The sequence below is a fragment of the Bordetella genomosp. 9 genome, from assembly GCF_002261425.1.
Classification (GTDB): domain Bacteria; phylum Pseudomonadota; class Gammaproteobacteria; order Burkholderiales; family Burkholderiaceae_B; genus Bordetella_C.
Genome location: NZ_NEVJ01000003.1, coordinates 220,004 through 236,240 on the forward strand (window position 1 = coordinate 220,004; position 16,237 = coordinate 236,240).

Annotated in this window: 14 protein-coding genes and 2 pseudogenes; 4 read left to right on the forward strand and 12 right to left on the reverse strand. The window is 67.9% G+C overall.

The features are described 5' to 3' along the window. Positions 1-57 precede the first annotated feature (57 nt). Both ggt and CAL26_RS12245 read left to right on the forward strand, forming a co-directional pair. Positions 58-1,722, forward strand: a complete 1,665-nt coding sequence (gene ggt / locus CAL26_RS12240; RefSeq protein WP_256988621.1) for a gamma-glutamyltransferase — start codon at positions 58-60, stop codon at positions 1,720-1,722. Further along, the gene (locus CAL26_RS12245) at positions 1,722-1,946 is read left to right on the forward strand and encodes a SlyX family protein (protein ID WP_094847203.1); all 225 of its coding nucleotides are present in this window, start codon (positions 1,722-1,724) and stop codon (positions 1,944-1,946) included. The genes ggt and CAL26_RS12245 overlap by 1 nt, the downstream gene beginning before the upstream one ends. 23 nt (positions 1,947-1,969) lie before the next feature. Here the strand turns inward: CAL26_RS12245 and CAL26_RS12250 are convergent, their stop codons facing one another. The 11 genes and pseudogenes from CAL26_RS12250 to CAL26_RS12305 form a co-directional block, all read right to left on the reverse strand. Continuing rightward, positions 1,970-2,413, reverse strand: a complete 444-nt coding sequence (locus CAL26_RS12250; RefSeq protein ID WP_094847204.1) for an SRPBCC family protein — start codon at positions 2,411-2,413, stop codon at positions 1,970-1,972. After that, positions 2,410-4,083: a flotillin family protein gene (locus tag CAL26_RS12255; protein WP_094847205.1), complete on the reverse strand. Its 1,674-nt coding sequence runs from the start codon at positions 4,081-4,083 to the stop codon at positions 2,410-2,412. The genes CAL26_RS12250 and CAL26_RS12255 overlap by 4 nt, the downstream gene beginning before the upstream one ends. Before the next feature lie 12 nt (positions 4,084-4,095). Next, positions 4,096-4,926, reverse strand: coding sequence for a phosphoenolpyruvate hydrolase family protein (locus CAL26_RS12260; RefSeq protein ID WP_094847206.1), 831 nt, complete (start codon positions 4,924-4,926; stop codon positions 4,096-4,098). 61 nt (positions 4,927-4,987) lie between these two features. Then, positions 4,988-6,178 (reverse strand): annotated as a pseudogene (locus tag CAL26_RS28805) (Tm-1-like ATP-binding domain-containing protein); the annotation flags it as partial. A gap of 723 nt (positions 6,179-6,901) precedes the next feature. After that, positions 6,902-7,537, reverse strand: a pseudogene (locus tag CAL26_RS28810) (ABC transporter ATP-binding protein); the annotation flags it as partial. Further along, positions 7,461-8,246 carry an ABC transporter ATP-binding protein gene (locus CAL26_RS12280; protein WP_218831541.1) on the reverse strand — a complete coding sequence of 262 codons (786 nt, stop codon included), beginning with the start codon at positions 8,244-8,246 and terminating at the stop codon, positions 7,461-7,463. The pseudogene CAL26_RS28810 and the gene CAL26_RS12280, both read right to left, overlap by 77 nt. Further along, positions 8,243-9,532 (reverse strand): ABC transporter substrate-binding protein, encoded by a 1,290-nt coding sequence (locus CAL26_RS12285; RefSeq protein WP_094847207.1) that lies wholly within the window; start codon positions 9,530-9,532, stop codon positions 8,243-8,245. The genes CAL26_RS12280 and CAL26_RS12285 overlap by 4 nt, the downstream gene beginning before the upstream one ends. Further along, complete coding sequence (locus tag CAL26_RS12290; RefSeq protein ID WP_179283345.1) at positions 9,529-10,695, reverse strand: branched-chain amino acid ABC transporter permease; 1,167 nt, start codon at positions 10,693-10,695, stop codon at positions 9,529-9,531. The genes CAL26_RS12285 and CAL26_RS12290 overlap by 4 nt, the downstream gene beginning before the upstream one ends. 76 nt (positions 10,696-10,771) lie before the next feature. Next, positions 10,772-11,716: a branched-chain amino acid ABC transporter permease gene (locus tag CAL26_RS12295; protein WP_218831542.1), complete on the reverse strand. Its 945-nt coding sequence runs from the start codon at positions 11,714-11,716 to the stop codon at positions 10,772-10,774. A gap of 20 nt (positions 11,717-11,736) precedes the next feature. Continuing rightward, a complete protein-coding gene (locus tag CAL26_RS12300) occupies positions 11,737-13,017 on the reverse strand; it encodes a metal-dependent hydrolase family protein (RefSeq protein ID WP_094847210.1) in 1,281 nt (426 codons plus the stop codon). A gap of 45 nt (positions 13,018-13,062) precedes the next feature. Further along, on the reverse strand, positions 13,063-13,851 hold the full coding sequence (locus CAL26_RS12305) for an alpha/beta fold hydrolase (RefSeq protein WP_094847211.1): 789 nt from the start codon (positions 13,849-13,851) through the stop codon (positions 13,063-13,065). 243 nt (positions 13,852-14,094) lie between these two features. Here CAL26_RS12305 and CAL26_RS12310 point away from each other — a divergent pair, with 243 nt between their 5' ends. Together CAL26_RS12310 and CAL26_RS12315 are read left to right on the forward strand one after the other, a co-directional pair. Further along, entirely contained in the window at positions 14,095-14,811 is a 717-nt protein-coding gene (locus CAL26_RS12310; RefSeq protein WP_094847212.1) for a TetR/AcrR family transcriptional regulator, read from the forward strand. A 108-nt stretch (positions 14,812-14,919) separates the two neighbouring features. Further along, the gene (locus CAL26_RS12315; RefSeq protein WP_094847213.1) at positions 14,920-15,708 is read left to right on the forward strand and encodes an SDR family NAD(P)-dependent oxidoreductase; all 789 of its coding nucleotides are present in this window, start codon (positions 14,920-14,922) and stop codon (positions 15,706-15,708) included. A gap of 27 nt (positions 15,709-15,735) precedes the next feature. Here the strand turns inward: CAL26_RS12315 and CAL26_RS12320 are convergent, their stop codons facing one another. Further along, complete coding sequence (locus tag CAL26_RS12320; RefSeq protein ID WP_094847214.1) at positions 15,736-16,236, reverse strand: hypothetical protein; 501 nt, start codon at positions 16,234-16,236, stop codon at positions 15,736-15,738. Between the last annotated feature and the right edge of the window lies 1 nt (position 16,237).

Sequence of the window (16,237 nt, forward strand, 5' to 3'; positions counted from 1 at the left end):
TCATGCATCGCGCACGCACAGGCGGCATCGCGTCCCGCCGTCGAAGCCAGGAATGGCATGGTGGTGACCTCGCAATACCTGGCCTCGCAAGTCGGCGTCGATATCCTCAAGATGGGCGGCAACGCCGTCGACGCGGCGGTCGCGGTGGGCTATGCCCAGGCCGTCGTCAATCCCTGCTGCGGCAACATCGGCGGCGGCGGCTTCATGACCATCCATCTGGCCGACGGCCGGGATACCTTCATCAATTTCCGCGAAACCGCGCCGGCGGGCGCGTCGCGCGATATGTACCTGGACGGCAAGGGCCAGTTGATCAAGGGCGCCAGCCTGTACGGCTATCGCGCGGTAGGCACGCCGGGCACCGTGCTGGGCATGGATACGGCGCTGCGCAAGTACGGCAAGCTGTCGCGCCAGGCCGTCATGGCGCCGGCCATCAAGCTCGCGCGCGAAGGCTTCGTCCTGACACGCGCCGACACGGACATCCTGGATACCAGTACGGATATGTTCCGCCGCGATCCGGACGCGGCCAGGATATTCCTGCGTGCCGACGGCACGCCGCTGCAGCCGGGCGACCGGCTGGTGCAGGCCGACCTGGCGCGCACGCTGCAGGCCATCGCCGACCATGGCCCCGATGCGTTCTACAAGGGCCGCATACCGGCCGCCGTCGAGCAGGCCTCGATGCAGGGCGGCGGCGTGATCCGCGCCGCCGACTTCGCCGCCTACACCATCACGGAGAACGCGCCTATCACCTGCAATTACCGAGGCTATGTGTTCGTGTCGGCGCCGCCGCCCAGCTCGGGCGGCGCCACCCTGTGCCAGATCCTGAACATCCTGTCGGGCTACGACCTGCGCGCCATGGGATACGGATCGGCGCAATCCGTGCACGTCATGACCGAAGCCATGCGGCATGCCTACATGGATCGCAACACCTACCTGGGCGATCCCGCCTTCGTCGACAACCCGCTGGGCCGCCTGCTGAGCAAGTCGTACGCGGCGTCGATACGCGAAAAGATCGCCGGCGACCGCGCCACGCCTTCGAAAGAGGTGCAGCCCGGCATGGCGCCGCATGAGAAGACCGAGACCACGCATTACTCCATCGTCGACAAGGACGGCAACGCGGTGTCCACCACGTACACGGTGAACGGCCGCTTCGGCGCCGGCGTCATCGCGCCCGGCACCGGCTTCTTCCTGAACGACGAAATGGACGACTTCACCACGAAGATAGGGGCGCAGAACCTGTTCGGCCTGGTGCAGGGCGCCACCAACGCGATCGCCCCGGGCAAGCGGCCGCTGTCGTCCATGGCGCCGACGCTGGTGACGCGCGGCGGCAAGACCTTCATGGTGCTGGGTTCGCCGGGGGGCTCGCGCATCATCACCATTACGCTGGAAACCGCCATCAACGTCATCGACCACGGCATGGCGCCGCAGGAGGCGGTGGATGCGCCGCGCGTCCATCACCAATGGCTGCCGGACGAGGTCTATTACGAGAAATATGGCCTGTCGCCCGACACGCTGAACATCCTGCGCGGCATGGGCTACAAGATGGTCGAACAGACGCCTTGGGGCGCCGCCGAGCTGGTGCTGGTCGGGCTGCCCGACGAAGCCGCAGGCCCGGGCGCGGCCAGCTCGGGCAATGACGCGTCGGTATCGGGCGCGGTGCGGCCGGGCTATCTCTATGGCGCGAACGACGAACGCCGGCCCGCCGGGGCGGCTCTGGGGTATTGATGACGACCGAAGAAGACCTGGCGCGGAGCGTCAAGGAGCTGGAAATCAAATCCGGCTTCGCCGAGGATCTGCTGGAGCAACTGAATCAGGTGGTGCACCGGCAGCAGTCCCAGATAGAACGGCTGGCGCAGACCATCGGCCAGTTGCGCCGGCAGATCGACGACGCGGGCGACGCCAAGGGGGGCGCCGGCGGCCCGCGGGACGAGCTGCCGCCGCATTACTGACTGACCGCGGGCGGCAGGCACGGTCAGCGCCGTGTCGACAGGCGCGCCTGCAGCGCGTGAAAGCCCGCCAGGAAGACTTCCTGGCCGACGAAGCGCTTCAGCTCGGCTTCGCGCTCGGGCGGCGCGGTGAATTCGGCGCTCCACTCGCCGAAGCAGCGATCGCCGTCGGTGACGGGCGTCAGCTTCAGCGTCGCAACGTAGTCGGAAACGCCCATGGGGCTTTCCAGGATGGCGTAGGTGAAGGTGTAGTCGTAGTCGGACAGGGCCAGCAACTGTTCGCGGATCAGCCCGCCGTCGCGTGTGTGGAAGCGGCGCACGCAGCCCACGCGATCGGCGGTCAGTCCGTTCTCTATCATGGAATCGGCGATCACCGGATGCCACTGCGGCATGGCGTCGAAGTCCCGCACGGCGGCCCAGACGTCGCCGGCCGGGGCGTCGATGACGCTGGAGACGAAGACCGTGGTCATGCTTTCTTCTCCCCGGCGGGCCCGGCCAGCGTGGTCGCGCCCGCCATCCGGTTGATGTCGGCGCTGTCCAGGCCGATTTCCTTCAGCAATTGGTCGACGATGGGCGCCTGGGCGCGGAAGCGCAGGGCGGAGTTGACGACGCCGTCGGAAAACGTGCCGCCGTGGTCGTGGCCGCCCGCGCCGCCGCCGCCCATGCCGTCGACGTGCATGATGCGTATGCTGTCTATCTTCTCCATCGGCTTGACCGATTCGCGGATGATGCCTTCCACTTTTTCGAGCAGGCGCATGCGCAGGGCGGACGCGCGCGCTTCGGGCGTCAGGATGTTGGAGGACTCGTTCATCATGCGCAGCCCTTCGGCTTCGACCTCGTGGCGGATGCGGGCGGCGGCCAGGCGGATGCGATCGGCGTCGGCTTCCGCTTCGGCCTGGGCGCGCATCGCGTAACCGCGGTCTTCGCTGGCGGCGCGCTCGGCCTCCGCGGCGACGCGCACGCCCAGGGCTTCACGTTCGGCCGCCTGCGCGGCGGCGACGAGTTCGATGCGCTTGCGCCGCTCGGCCATCTCCAGTTCGCGCGCGGTGAAGATTTTTTCCTCGGCGGCGACGGCCAGCGCCCGCGCCGTGTCGGCCGCGGCCTGGGCTTCGGACTGGGATTTCGATTGCATGGCCACGGCGATGGAACGCTGCTGTTCGGCCAGTTCGACGGCCTTGCGGCGTTCGATTTCCGCCGCCTGCAGTTCGCGGTCCTTGTTGATGCGGTTGGATTCGACGATCTGTTCCGCGCGCAGGCGGGCTTCTTCCACCGCCTGCTGCGCGGCGATCTGCGCGCGCTGGCCTTCCTTGTCGCGCTCGGCCCGTTCGCGCGCCAGCGTCGCGCGCTGTTCGGCGCGGGCGATCTCCAGGTCGCGTTCCTGCGCCAGGCGCGCGCCTTCCGATTCGCGATCGATGTCCAGGGACAGCTTTTCCGCCTCCAGGTTCTTGTTGCGGATCGCGATCAGCGTGTCCTGCTCGATGTCGTTGCGCTGCTTTTTACGCCGCTCGATCTGTTCGGTCAGGCGGGTCAGGCCTTCGGCATCGAAGGCGTTGCTGGGGTTGAAGAACTCCATCGACGTCTGGTCCAGCTGGGTCAGCGAAGCGGCTTCCAGCTCAAGGCCGTTCTTGATCAGGTTCTCGGCGACGGCCTCGCGCACGCGCCGCACGTAGTCGCCGCGCCGCTCGTGCAGCTCTTCCATGGTCAGTTCGGCCGCCACCGTGCGCAGTGCGTCGACGAACTTGCCTTCCAGCAATTCCTTCAACTGCTCCGGCGCCATGGTGCGTTGTCCCAGCGTCTGCGCGGCGTCGGCCACCGCCTGCGCGCTCGCCTGCACGCGCACGTAGAACTCGGCGATGACGTCCACGCGCATGCGGTCCTTGGTGATCAGGGCCTTGTCGCGGCCGCGCGAGACCTCGAGGCGCAGCGTGCTCATGTTGACCGGGATGACATCATGGACGATGGGCAGCACCAGGGCGCCGCCGTCCAGCACCACGCGCTGCCCCCCCAGTCCGGTGCGGACGAAGGCGCGTTCCTTGGATGCCCGCAGGTACAGCCAGTGCAGCAGTCCGACGACGATGGCGGCCACGATCGCGATCGCGAGCACGATCAGCAGGAAAGTGCCGAATTGTGAGCCTGACATGATGAGCCTCTTTTATCGGGTGATTTGCTTGAACTGGCGCGCGGTTTCCGTCAGCGCGGTTTCGGCCGGCAGGCGCTCCATGCTGGAGGCGCCGAAGAAGCCGTGGCATTGCGGGCAGGCGGACAGGATGTAGGCGGCATCCTCCGGCGCGGAGATCGGGCCGCCGTGGCACAGCACGATCACGTCGTCGCGGGCGGCCCGGGCCGCCTCCGCCCAGGCCTGGATGCGTGGCACGCAGTCGTCTAGCGTCAGCGCGGTGCGCGCGCCGATGTCGCCGCCGGTGGTCAGGCCCAGATGGCACACGACGACGTCGGCGCCGGCCCGCGCCATATCGGCGGCGTTCGCTTCGCTGAATACGTATGGGGTGGTCAGCATGTCCAGCGCATGGGCGCGCGCGATCATGTCGATTTCCATGGCGTAGCTCATGCCTGTTTCTTCCAGGTTGGCGCGGAACACGCCGTCGATCAGGCCGACGGTGGGGAAGTTCTGCACGCCGGAGAAGCCCAGTGCCTGCAACTGGCGCAGGAAGGGTTCGGCCAGCATGAAGGGATCCGTGCCGTTGACGCCGGCCAGAACTGGGGTACGGTCGACCACGGGCAGCACTTCGCGCGCCATCTCCAGGACGACCTCGTTGGCGTTGCCGTAGGCCATCAGGCCGGCCAGCGAGCCGCGGCCCGCCATGCGGTAGCGGCCCGAGTTGTAGATCACGATCAGGTCCACGCCGCCGGCTTCCTCGCAACGCGCGGAAAGTCCCGTGCCGGCGCCCGCGCCGATGATGGGCTCGCCGCGGGCGATCATGCCGCGCAGGCGTTCGAGTATGGTTTCACGCGCGATGCGTGGCATGATCGTTCTCCTGGCCTGTGGATGAAAAAGCGGCGGACGGGAAAGCGCGGGGCGGCGCATGGATCTCATGGAAGGCACGCACCAGCGCATCGGCGAAGCGCGGATCGTTGATGTGATAGGGCAGCCGCTGCAATCGGCGCGTGGCCGTGGGGCGGAAGGCTTCCTCGATGGCGGAAAACAGGGCGCGGTCCGCGTCGGGATCCCAGAATGGCTGGCCGGGAATATCGATGGCGGACACGCCGCCTTCGGGCAGCAGGAAGCGCACGGGACCCGGCATGCGATTCAACTTGTCGGCCAGGAAGGCGCCGATGCGGCGGTTTTCTTCCGCGGTGGTGCGCATCAGCGTGACGTTGTCGTTGTGGCGGTACAGCTTGCGCGAGCGGAAGCGTTCCGGCACGGTCGCCATGGCCATGAAGTTCACCATGTCCAGCGCGCCGCATGAGCCGACATAGGGGATGCCGGTTTCGATGATGGCATCCAGGCGGCCGGGTCCGGCGGAAAACACGCCGCCCACGATTTCGTCGGCGATTTCGGTGGTGGAGACGTCGATCACGCCTTGCAGCAGATGCGATTCCACCAGCTTTTCCATGGAGTTGCCGCCGATGCCGGTGGCGTGGAACACCATGCAGTCATAATCGGTGCCCAATGCCGCCGTCACCGCCTGTACGCAGGGCGTCGTGACGCCGAACATGGTCAGGCCGACGGCAGGCCTTTGGGCGGGTGGCGGCGGCCGGCGATGCAGCACCATGCCGGCCAGCGCGTGCGCGGCGTTGCCGAGAACCTGGCTGCTGATGGGATGGATGCCGGCGACGTCCGTCACGGAATACATCATGCAGATATCGCTGGGGCCGACGTAGGGGCGGACGTCGCCGGACGCGACGGTCGACACCAGCACCTTCGGGACGCCGACCGCCAGGGCGCGCATGCCCGCGCTGATGAGCGCCGTGCCGCCGGAGCCGCCGGCGCCGATGACGCCGCCCAGGTCGCGGCGGCCCGGCAGGAAACGCGCCAGCGCCTGCGCCATGGACGAGACGGCGCTGCCGCGATCGCCGGTGAAGACCGCCTGCTCGCCGCCCGGATGGTGCCGCGCGACGTCGCGGGGATGGATCGACGCGGGTGAAGCCTGTCCGGACGTCGACACGTCGACGGTGACGGTGCGCAGGCCCAGGCGTTGCAGGCAGTCGCGCAGCAGCATCAGTTCACGTGCCTTGGTGTCGAAGGTGCCGACGATGTAGGCCGCGCGGTCGGCCAACGCGCCGGCGGGGGGCAGGATGGGGGAGTGGTTGTAGGGGGCGGGGTGGTCGCCGGGCCCGGTGGTTGCGCCGGATATCCCCGGCGTTCCCGGCGTTCCCGGTGTTCCCGATGTCCCAGATGTCCCGGATGTCCCGGATGTCCCGGATGTCCCGGATGTCCCGGATGTCCCGGATGTCCCGGGGGGCCCGGGGGTCCCGGGTGTCCCGGGTGTCCCGAATGTCCCGTATGTCCCGGATGTCCCGGATGTCCCGGATGGCGAGGCAGTTCCGGCGGCCTGCCAGCGGTTATAGCCATCTGGCGCCCGCGGCAGGGCCGGCGCCGTGCCGCCGTGCTCGCGGCGTATCGTCAGGACTTCCACCACGCCCGCATGCGGCGCCTCGCCGCGCGGCAATGGACCGGCGCCATCAACGGCGCCATCAGCGCCTCCTTCAGCGCCTCCTTCAGCGCCTCCATCAACGCGTCCCTCCACGCCGCCGCCCGTCCCCGACGCCACGCCCAGCAGCCGTTGCTGCAAGGCCCGATCCGCCGCCAATTGCGCGGCCGGCATGACGCGCGCCACCTGGCCATTGACCAATACCGCCACCGTATCGGCGACGTCGATCGCCACGCCCAGGTTCTGTTCGATCAGCAGTACCGCGATCCTGCCTTCGCCCGCCAGGGTCTTGAGCATCGCGGCGACCTGGTCCACGATGACCGGGGCCAGGCCTTCCGTCGGTTCGTCCATCACCAGCAGGCTGGGGTTGAACAGCAGCGCGCGACCGATCGCCAGCATCTGCTGCTCGCCGCCGGACAGCTGCGCGCCGCCGTTGTGGCGCCGTTCCGCCAGCCGCGGGAAGGTCGCATATACGCGATCCACTGTCCAGTCGCCACGCCGCGCGCTGCGCGACGCCAGCCGGAAATGCTCGTCCACCGTCAACGACGGCCAGACGTGGCGGCCTTGCGGCACATAGCCGATGCCCATTTCGGCGATGACGTGCGGCGGCTTGCTCAGGATGTCGCGGCCGTGCAGCCGGATCGCGCCGCGCGCCGGCACCAGGCCGGTGACGGCGTTGCACAGCGTCGTCTTGCCCATGCCGTTGCGGCCCACCACCGCCAGCACGCCGTGCGGCAGCGTCAACGACACGTCGTGCAGCGCGTGCGCGCTGCCGTAGAACACGTTCAGGTTGACGATGTCCAGCACCGGCGCATCCTTTCCGGCCGCTGCGCTGGCCGCTGCCCCCGCCGCCGCGCCGGGCGCGTGCCGGCCCGGCGCGGCTCCGCCGGCGTTCGCTCCGTGCGCGTCAATGGCCATGCTGGCGCTCCCCCATGTAGATCGCCTGCACGTCGGGATCGCTTTCGATCTCGGCGGGCGTGCCATGCCGCAGCACGCGGCCGTTGTGCATGACGGTGACCCGGGTCGCCACCGACAGCGCGATTTCCAGGTCGTGTTCGATGATCACGTAGCCGATGTGGCGCGGCAGCGCCTGCAGCAGCGCCACCAGTTCGCGGCGCTCGGCGGGCGACAGGCCCGCCGCCGGCTCGTCGAACAGGATCAGGCGCGGCGCGCCGGCCAACGCCATGCCGATCTCCAGCTGGCGCTGCTGGCCATGCGACAGCAGCGCGACCGGCGTATCCGCCAGCCGCGACAGGCGGGCGTGCTCCAGCAGCTCGTCCGCCGCCGCGTCGGACGCCGACGCGCGCCCCGTGCGCCGCAGGCTGAAGCGTCCGCGCGCCACGCCGCGCACCGCCAGGTACAGGTTGTCGCGCACGCTCAGGTCGCGGAACAGCAGCGACGATTGATAGGTGCGGCGCAGGCCGCGCCGGATGCGTTCCCAGGGCGGCAGGGCGGTCACGTCCTCGCCGAACAGCAGCACGCGGCCGGCCGTCACCGGAAAGTCGCCGGTGATCATGTTGAACAGGGTGGTCTTGCCCGCGCCGTTGGAACCCAGTACGGCATGGCGCCGGCCCGCCTCGACGTTGAAGGACACGCCGTCGATGGCCTTGAGCGCGCCGAACGCCCGGGTAATCCCGTGCAGTTCCAGCGCGTTGCCGGAAGAAAACCCCGTCGCCGCGTGCACGCCGTTCACTTGCACTCCGGATTGGTACGCGAGCCCAGGCCCATCTTGTCGAATTCGGCCTTCGACAGTCCCAGCCGCTGGTTGACGTCGGGGATGACCTTGACGAACTTGTTGTACAGCGTGCCGTCGCTGTTCTTCGCCACTTCCGTCAGGAAGATGTTGGCCACCGCATTGCGGTTCTCGTCGAGCTTGACGTTGCCGGTCGGCGTGGACACCGTCATGGTCGACAGCGTCTGCCTGAGCTTGGCCTGGTTGTTGGACAGGTCGGCCTTGTCCTGCTCCAGCGCATCCAGCACGGCCTTGGTATTGACATAGTAGGCGTGCGCGAACAGGCTGGGACTGGGCAGGCCGTCCTTGTAGGCGGCGCGATAGTCGGCGACGAATTTCTTCCAGGCGGGGTCGTCGTAGTTGTCGGCGATGGGCCCGGCCGAAGGCGTGCCGATCAGCGCGTCGCGCCGCTTGCCCTTGTAGCCCAGCACCGATTGATCGATGGTGATGGATCCGGCGATCAAGGGCTTGTCGCCGCCGGCCTGTTCGTATTGCGAAAAGAAGTTCACGGCATCCGAACCGCCCAGGGCGACGTAAATCGCGTCGATGTTGTCGGGCAGCCGCGCGATCACCGACGAATAGTCCTTGGTCCCCAGGGGCACCCAATGCTTGTCCACCACCTTGCCGCCGGCCTTGCAGAACTCGATCATGAAGCCCTGCAGCAGCGAATAGGGAAAGGAATAGTCCTCGGCCACCGAGACGATCCGCTTGTAGCCCTTGTCCTTGTAGGCGTAGCTGCCCAGGCCGGCCTGCCACTGCGCGCCGTCGGTGGAAAAGCGGAAGAAGTTCGGCGCGGGGTCCTGCAGCGTCGTGCCCTGCGCGGCGGACGACCCGTTGACGAAGGTCACCTCGGGGTGGGTCTTGGCATAGTTCTTCACCGCGATGCCTTCCGAGCCGGAAAGCGGTCCGATCAGGATCTGCACGCCGTCCTGCTCCACCAGCTTGCGCGCGGCGTTGACCGCCGTATCCGGATTGCCGTTGGACGAGGCCTTGATGATTTCGATCTTCTTGCCGGCCACCATGCCCTTGTGCTGCGCGACCGCCAGGTCCACGCCGCGCATGCCGTCCTGGCCGGGCACGGCGAACGGACCTTCCAGCGTGGCCAGCGCGCCGATCTTGATGACTTCCTGGGCCCGCGCGGGATGCGCGCCCAGCGCGGCGGCGAGCGCCAGCGCCAGCGTGCCGGCGGCCAGGACGGCGCGCCGCCTGGATGGCCGGGCGCGGAATGCGATGATCGCGTGGTTCATGTGTGTCTCCTGGTTCTAGTCGTTATGCCACTGGATAGAGGCGCGAGGCTTGCGCCTTTCGAATCGACCTGCACGGCGGGGCGAGCCGGCCCGCGCAAGCGCCGCAGGAGGCCCATCAGGCCATCCGGCGAAACCATCAGAACCAGGAGGAACACGCCGCCGATCACCAGGTTGAACCGTTCGCGGTCCACCAGATCGATGGCGAAGTTCTGCAGCAGGACGAAGAGCAGGGCGCCCAGGAAGGCGCCGGCCGGATGGCGCATGCCGCCCAGCACGGCGACGATCAGGATGTTGATCATCGCCGTGGTGTTGACCGAGCCGGGGGAGATCTGCGAGTTGTACCAGACCAGCAGCACGCCCCCCACGCTGGCGATCAGGCCGGCCAGCGCGTGCGCGGCGATGCGATGGGCGGTGACGTCGAAGCCCAGCGCCCGCATGCGGCGCGGGTTGTCGCGTATGCCTTGCAGCGCCATGCCGAAGGGCGCGCGGGCGATGTAGGCCACGCCCGCGTAGCCCAGCGCGGCGCAGGCGAGGCTGGTGTAGTAGAAGGCTGCCGGGCCGCGCAGGTCGGCGCCATGGATCGGCGGCGGCAGGATGCGCGCCAACCCCTGGAAGCCGTTGAACACCGTGTAGTTCTGCTGCACCAGGTAGAAGAACGCCACGCCGATCGCCAACGTGATCATGATGGTGTAGATGCCTTCGGTACGCACGGCGAGCACGCCGATCAGCGTGGCGGCCAGCGTGCCGATCGCCAGCGCCGCGAGCACCGCCAGCCACCAGGGCCACCCCAGGCTGTGCGCGGGATCGGCGTTGGTGCCCAGCAGGGCCACCGCATAACCCGCGATGCCGGCCACCGTCATCTGCGACAGCGTCACCATGCCGCCGTAGCCGGCCAGCAGGGCCAGCGACAGGGCGATCAGCCCCAGTACCAGCGATTGAGCGCCCACCTGGAAGGTGAAGAACGGCGTGGCCACCAGCGGGTACAGCAGCAGGGCGGCGATAATGGCGATATGCGCGATCGCCTGGCGCGGACGTACGCCCGCGCGGCGGGCGGCGGTGTGCGGCGCGGCCGCGGCGCCTGCCCCGTCCGCGGAACGCTTCAGGCCGGCGGCACCATTGAAATCCGCGCCCGCCGCGGGATACGCCGCCGGACCCTCTGACATGACGCGCCGCCATTTCGCCGCACTCATCGTCCTGTTGCTCCCGCTGTTGCTTTTCCTGTTGCTTCCATGCGCGCGTTCAGGCCCGCCTGCCCATCAGCCCCTGCGGGCGGAAGGCGAGCACGGCGACCATGATCAGGAAGGTGAACACCACCCCATAGGTCGGCGCGTAGGCCAGCCCGAAAGTCTCCGCCAGCCCGATCAGCAGCGCGCCGACGGCCGCGCCGGTGATGCTGCCCATGCCGCCGACGATCACCACGATCAGCGACGCGAGCAGGTAGCGCACGTCCTCGCCCGGCGCGATGGACAAGGCGGTGCCGCCCATGACGCCGGCGAAGCCGGCCAGGCCCGCGCCCACCGCGAAGGTAATCGCGAACACCTTTTGCACGTTCACGCCGCTGGCCGACAGCATGCGTTTGTTGTCGACGCCGGCGCGTATCATCATGCCGATGCGCGTGCGGTTGAGGAACAGCCACAGCGCCAGGCCGATGACGACCGCCGACAACAGCACCACCAGCCGGAATCCCGAGTACTTGCCGACGCCCGGCACGCCCACCGTGCCCATCAGCCAGCCCGGCGGGTCGAATTGATAGGCCTCGCCGCCCCAGATCCACAGGAAGACGTCGGCAAGGACGATGGACAGGCCCAGCGTCACCAGCGTCTGCCGCAGGTCCTGTCCTTCCATGTACTGGAAGACCAGCAGCTGCAGCAGCAGCCCCGCCAGCGCCGTCGCCAGGAAACCGGCCGCCAAGGCCAGGAACCAGGACCCCGACGCATCGCCGACCGTGTAGCCCACGTAGCCGCCCAGCAGGAACAGCGATCCGTGCGCCAGGTTGACGTTGCGCATCAGGCCGAACACCAGCGTGAAGCCGCTGGCCACCAGGAAATACAGGGCGGCCAGCGTCAGTCCGTTCAACAGCGACAGCCCGAACAGGCGCGCGTTGTCCGCGATGGCGGTCCCCGCCAGCGCCAGCAGGATGGCCGCGGCGGCAATGGCCAGCGTCCAGGTCGCGTAGCGTTTCACGTCGCTGCCCATCCGCCGGTTCAGGCCGCCCAGCGCGTGCTGCGCGCGCTGACGATCTGCGGGGCGCGATGGAACTCGCCATCCTTCATCACGGCCAGGATGCGCTTCCTGTCCTGCAGGATGCGGATATCGGCCAGGGGATCGCCGTCGATCAGCAGCAGGTCGGCAAGGTAGCCGTCGCGAATCTGGCCCAGCTCGTTACCCTGCATCATGATCTGGCCGCCCAGCGTGGTGGCCGACAGCAGGGCGTCCTGCGGCGACATGCCGACGTACTTGACGAAGTACTCCAGGTCGGTCGCGTTGGTACCGTGCGGCGTCCAGGCAAAGCCGTAATCGCCGCCGGGCAGGATGCGGATCCCGCGTCGATGCATTTTCTTCATGGACTCCACCGCCACTTCCAGTTCGCGGTGGTAGCCCATCTTTGCGGTGATCTCCGGCGTCAGGCCCCACTCGCTGGCGTGGTACGAGGTGTTCACCAGCCAGGCCAGACCCGGCGCCACGAACACCTGATCCTTCTTCGACTCCAGCATGTCCAGCGATTCCTCGTCGGTGAAGCTGGCGTGGTAGATGATGTCGATGCCATGGCGGACGCACTGCTTGATGGACTCGCAGGACCGGGCATGCGCGGCCACCCGCTTGCCGAAGCGCTTGGCCTCGGTCACGCACATGGCGACTTCCTCTTCGGAAAACTGCGTCATCTCGGCCGGCAGGCCGGCGATGTACTCGCCCGAAAGATTGATCTTCAACTGGTCGACGCCATACTTCACGAACAGGCGCACCATCTTGCGCATCTCTTCCGGGCCGTTGACGATGGCGCCGAAGCTCAGTTCCGGATAGGGCAGGTGGGGCGGCGTCGAATCGCCCAGGCCCCCGGTGGTGGTAATTTCCTGGCTGGCCGCCAGGTAGCGCGGGCCGACGATCTGGCCGTCGCGGATGGCGTTGCGCGTCACCACGTCCAGCCGTGGTTTCGCGGTGGCCGCGCCGACGCATGACGTCCAGCCCATATCCAGGTAGCGGCGCGCGACGTTGATGCACCACACCACGTGCTCTTCCACCGGCATGCGCTGGATGGCGTCCAGCGAAGGCTGGTCATTCCAGGAAAAATGCGTATGCGCTTCGGTCATCCCCGGCATCAGGAAGGCGCCGGCGCCGTCCACCACCGTCACGCCGCCGACGGGCAATGAACGCGTGGATCGCGACACGCGCGCGATGCGGTTGCCCTGCACCAGCACTTCCCCGGTATACGGAAGCGTGCCGGTTCCATCGAATACCCGTACGTTGGTGAATAGCACCTCTGCCATGGCGGTCTCCTGGCGATAGGGTGTGGCGACCAGCACGCGCGCGGATCAGCGCGCGTGTGCCGAATAGAAGTCTTTCAATTCACGCAGGCATTCGGCCGGCCGCTCGAAGGTGGTCCAGTGTCCGCAACGCGGATAGACGACCACGCGGCTGTTGGCGATCCTGTCGCCGATGGCGCGCACGGACTGCGGCGGCGCGACGCCGTCTTCATCGCCCGTCACCAGCAAGGTCGGGCAGGCGATGCGCTCGACGGGCGCGGGCTGGGCATCGGCCAGGGCCTCGCAACTGCGCGCGTAGCCCTCCGGATCCTGGCGCATCACGCTCTCGCGCACCAGTGCCACCGCCGCCGGCTGGTGCTGCCGGGTGTCGGCGGACGTCGCGCCCGCCACGATGGCGTCGGCGATCGCCTGCATGCCGGCCACACCCTCGTCGCGGGCGCGCTGGGCGCGGGCCCGTATGTTGGGGCGCGCGGCATCGGGTGGGCAGAGCATGGGGCCGAACAGCGCCAGGCTGCGCACCAGCTCCGGCGATTCGGTCGCCAGCTTGAAGCAGACGATGGTGCCCAGCGAATGTCCAAGCAGGTGGGCGCGCGTCACCCCCAGGCGCGCGCAGACATCGCGCACCGCCTGCGCCAGGCTATCGATGGTGAGCGGGCCTTGTACGGCATGCGATCGCGCGCTGCCGGGCATGTCGATGCGCAGGACGCGGAAGCGGTTCAGCGCTTCCATGACGGGCGTCCAGTTGTTCGACGATCCCCCCAGGCCGTGGACGCACACCGCCGCATCGCCCTGGCCGTCGACTTCCACCGCGATGCGGCTGACGAACTCGGTACTCATGGCGCGTCGCTCGCGGCGAGCACGATGACACAGGCGAGCGCGGGCATCGCGTCAGCCGGACAGGCGCCGGCTGGCCGTTGGATAACGGTCGTCACGTTTGTCTCCTCGACGAGGATTTTTTCTTGGAATAGTCAGCGATACAGCTGGTGAGACTCACGATCCGATTTAAGATACGTGTCTCGTTTTCCAAATCATGCTAGAAGACGGTCTTTTAGCTGTCAATAAAAATCTGGACACCCGAGCATGGGATATACCCCTAACGCAATGACCGCCGTGCCGCAGGCACCGACCCGGGGGCCGCGCGCGCGCACCTGGAAGCTGTTGATGGAAGCCGCCAGCAGCCTGATCGAGGAAGGGCATACCCCGACAGTCGCGGAAGTCGCCAAGCGCGCGCAGGTGTCGCGCGCCACCGCCTACCGCTATTTCCCCACGCGCAGCCGCCTGATCACGGCCATGGTGGATACGGCGCTCGGTCCGGTACGGTCCTGGTCATCGTCGCAGAGCGACGGACGCGCGCGCATCACCGAGCTGTTCGAATCGACCTTCATCCGTTTCAAGGAATTCGAACCGCACATGCGCGCGGCCGCGCAACTGGCGCTGGAGCACCAGGCGCTGGAACGCGCCGGCATCCTCGAAGAAGAACCCTACCGGCGGGGACACCGCATCCGTATCCTGGCGCACGCCGTCGAGCCCTTCCGTACCCGCGTGCCGGCCAAGGCGATCGATCGCCTGCAGAAAGCCCTGTCCATCATCTATGGGATCGAACCCCACATCATCCTCAAGGACATCTGGGGCGCCAGGAACAAGGAGGTGGAATCCATCGTCTTCTGGATGGTGGAGGCCTTGATCGAAGCCAGCCTGAAAGAGGCGCGCGATGCCGCGCCGTCCAAGGCCGGCGCATCCGCCGCCGTGTCGCGGCCGCCGGCGCGCCGCCGCGCCAATGGCAAGGACACGGCCTAGCCGCCCGGCCCACGGCAAGGATGCGGCCCGGCCGCCGCCGATTGGCCCCATGCCACGATCGCAGTACGATCGCCGCACGGCCTTGGGGCCGGTCAACGGAGCAGGCATATGGATCTGGGTTTGCATGGCAAGACGGCCGTCGTGACAGGCGGCAGCAAGGGGATCGGCCTGGCGGTCGCCAAGGCCCTGGTCAAGGAAGGCGTGCGGGTGGGCATCGTGGCGCGCAACGCCGAAGCGCTGGAAGCGGCGCGCACCCAGCTGACGCGGCAAGGCGGGCATGTGTGCGCGGTGCCGGCGGACCTGATCGACCCGGCCCAGGCGGCGCAGGCCGTCGCCCGCATCGAAGCCGAACTCGGCCCCATCGACATTCTGGTGAACAGCGCCGGCGCCGCGCGGCGGCACGATCCCGAAACGCTGGACGCCACGAAGTGGCGCGCCGCCATGGACGCCAAGTTCTTCACCTACGTCCACACGCAGGACGAGGTGCTGCGCCGGCTGCGCGCGCGCGGCGCCAAGGGCGCCATCGTCAATATCATCGGTTCCGGCGGCAAGACGCCCACCGCGACCCATCTGGCGGGCGGATCCGCGAACGCGGCGCTGATGCTGGCCACGGTGGGCTCGGCCTTCCACTACGCGCAGTACGGCATCCGCATCAATGCCATCAACCCCGGCGCCACGGTGACCGAGCGCGTACAGGAAGGCCTGGCTGTCGAAGCCAGGACCATGGGTGTCAGCGTGGATGAGGCGCGTCGCCAGGGAGAAGGGCGTATTCCGCTGGGACGCTATGCGGAGCCGGAAGAGATCGCCGACGTCGCGGTGTTCCTGGCCAGCGAACGGGCCAGCTACGTGATAGGTGCCGTGGTGCCGATGACCGGCGGCCTGGCGCCGGTCATCTGAATCGGAAGGCGGCCGCGACCGCCGCTATCAGGCGGGTATCAGGTCGTCCGGGCTGGACGGCTTGTAGGCTGCCATGCAGCTTTCCTTGTCGGGCATGAAGGGCGCGAAGTCGCCCACGTATTTATCCGGACCGGCCTTCATGTGATCGGCAAGCTGGGTCAGCGCGGCTTTCAGGCCGTCCCGATGCTTCATCCGTTCTTCGTGGGGCTTGATCAGGAAGGTCTTGCTCAAGGCGCCCTGCATGTCCAGCTTGAGCTTGTTGAATTCCTGGTCCCACGCGGATTCCTTGAGCTGGGACGAGACGACGCGCTTGGCCTGCGCCAGCCTGTCGCAGATCTGCTCCGTGGTGCCGGCGTTCCAGCCGGGATTCAGCACTTCGTTGGCGACGGCGACGTGCAGAGGCCTGGAATGGCTGGCGAAGGCAATGCTCATGCCGTTCGTTCCGTCGTCTTGCGGCAAGGCGTCGTTGGCGGCGGTACTGACCAGCACGGCGCCCAGGGACGAGACCAGAGGGAAGTTGATGGACATA

What these genes read in the sequence shown, in the direction of transcription:
- CAL26_RS12260 (WP_094847206.1), bottom strand. Translation starts at nt 4,926, where the DNA reads ATGCCACGCATCGCGCGTGAAACCATACTCGAACGCCTGCGCGGCATG.
- CAL26_RS12315 (WP_094847213.1), top strand. Translation starts at nt 14,920, where the DNA reads ATGGATCTGGGTTTGCATGGCAAGACGGCCGTCGTGACAGGCGGCAGC.
- CAL26_RS12290 (WP_179283345.1), bottom strand. Translation starts at nt 10,695, where the DNA reads ATGTCAGAGGGTCCGGCGGCGTATCCCGCGGCGGGCGCGGATTTCAAT.
- CAL26_RS12245 (WP_094847203.1), top strand. Translation starts at nt 1,722, where the DNA reads ATGACGACCGAAGAAGACCTGGCGCGGAGCGTCAAGGAGCTGGAAATC.
- CAL26_RS12320 (WP_094847214.1), bottom strand. Translation starts at nt 16,236, where the DNA reads ATGTCCATCAACTTCCCTCTGGTCTCGTCCCTGGGCGCCGTGCTGGTC.
- CAL26_RS12255 (WP_094847205.1), bottom strand. Translation starts at nt 4,083, where the DNA reads ATGTCAGGCTCACAATTCGGCACTTTCCTGCTGATCGTGCTCGCGATC.
- CAL26_RS12305 (WP_094847211.1), bottom strand. Translation starts at nt 13,851, where the DNA reads ATGAGTACCGAGTTCGTCAGCCGCATCGCGGTGGAAGTCGACGGCCAG.
- CAL26_RS12250 (WP_094847204.1), bottom strand. Translation starts at nt 2,413, where the DNA reads ATGACCACGGTCTTCGTCTCCAGCGTCATCGACGCCCCGGCCGGCGAC.
- CAL26_RS12310 (WP_094847212.1), top strand. Translation starts at nt 14,095, where the DNA reads ATGGGATATACCCCTAACGCAATGACCGCCGTGCCGCAGGCACCGACC.
- CAL26_RS12300 (WP_094847210.1), bottom strand. Translation starts at nt 13,017, where the DNA reads ATGGCAGAGGTGCTATTCACCAACGTACGGGTATTCGATGGAACCGGC.
- CAL26_RS12285 (WP_094847207.1), bottom strand. Translation starts at nt 9,532, where the DNA reads ATGAACCACGCGATCATCGCATTCCGCGCCCGGCCATCCAGGCGGCGC.
- ggt (WP_256988621.1), top strand. Translation starts at nt 58, where the DNA reads ATGGTGGTGACCTCGCAATACCTGGCCTCGCAAGTCGGCGTCGATATC.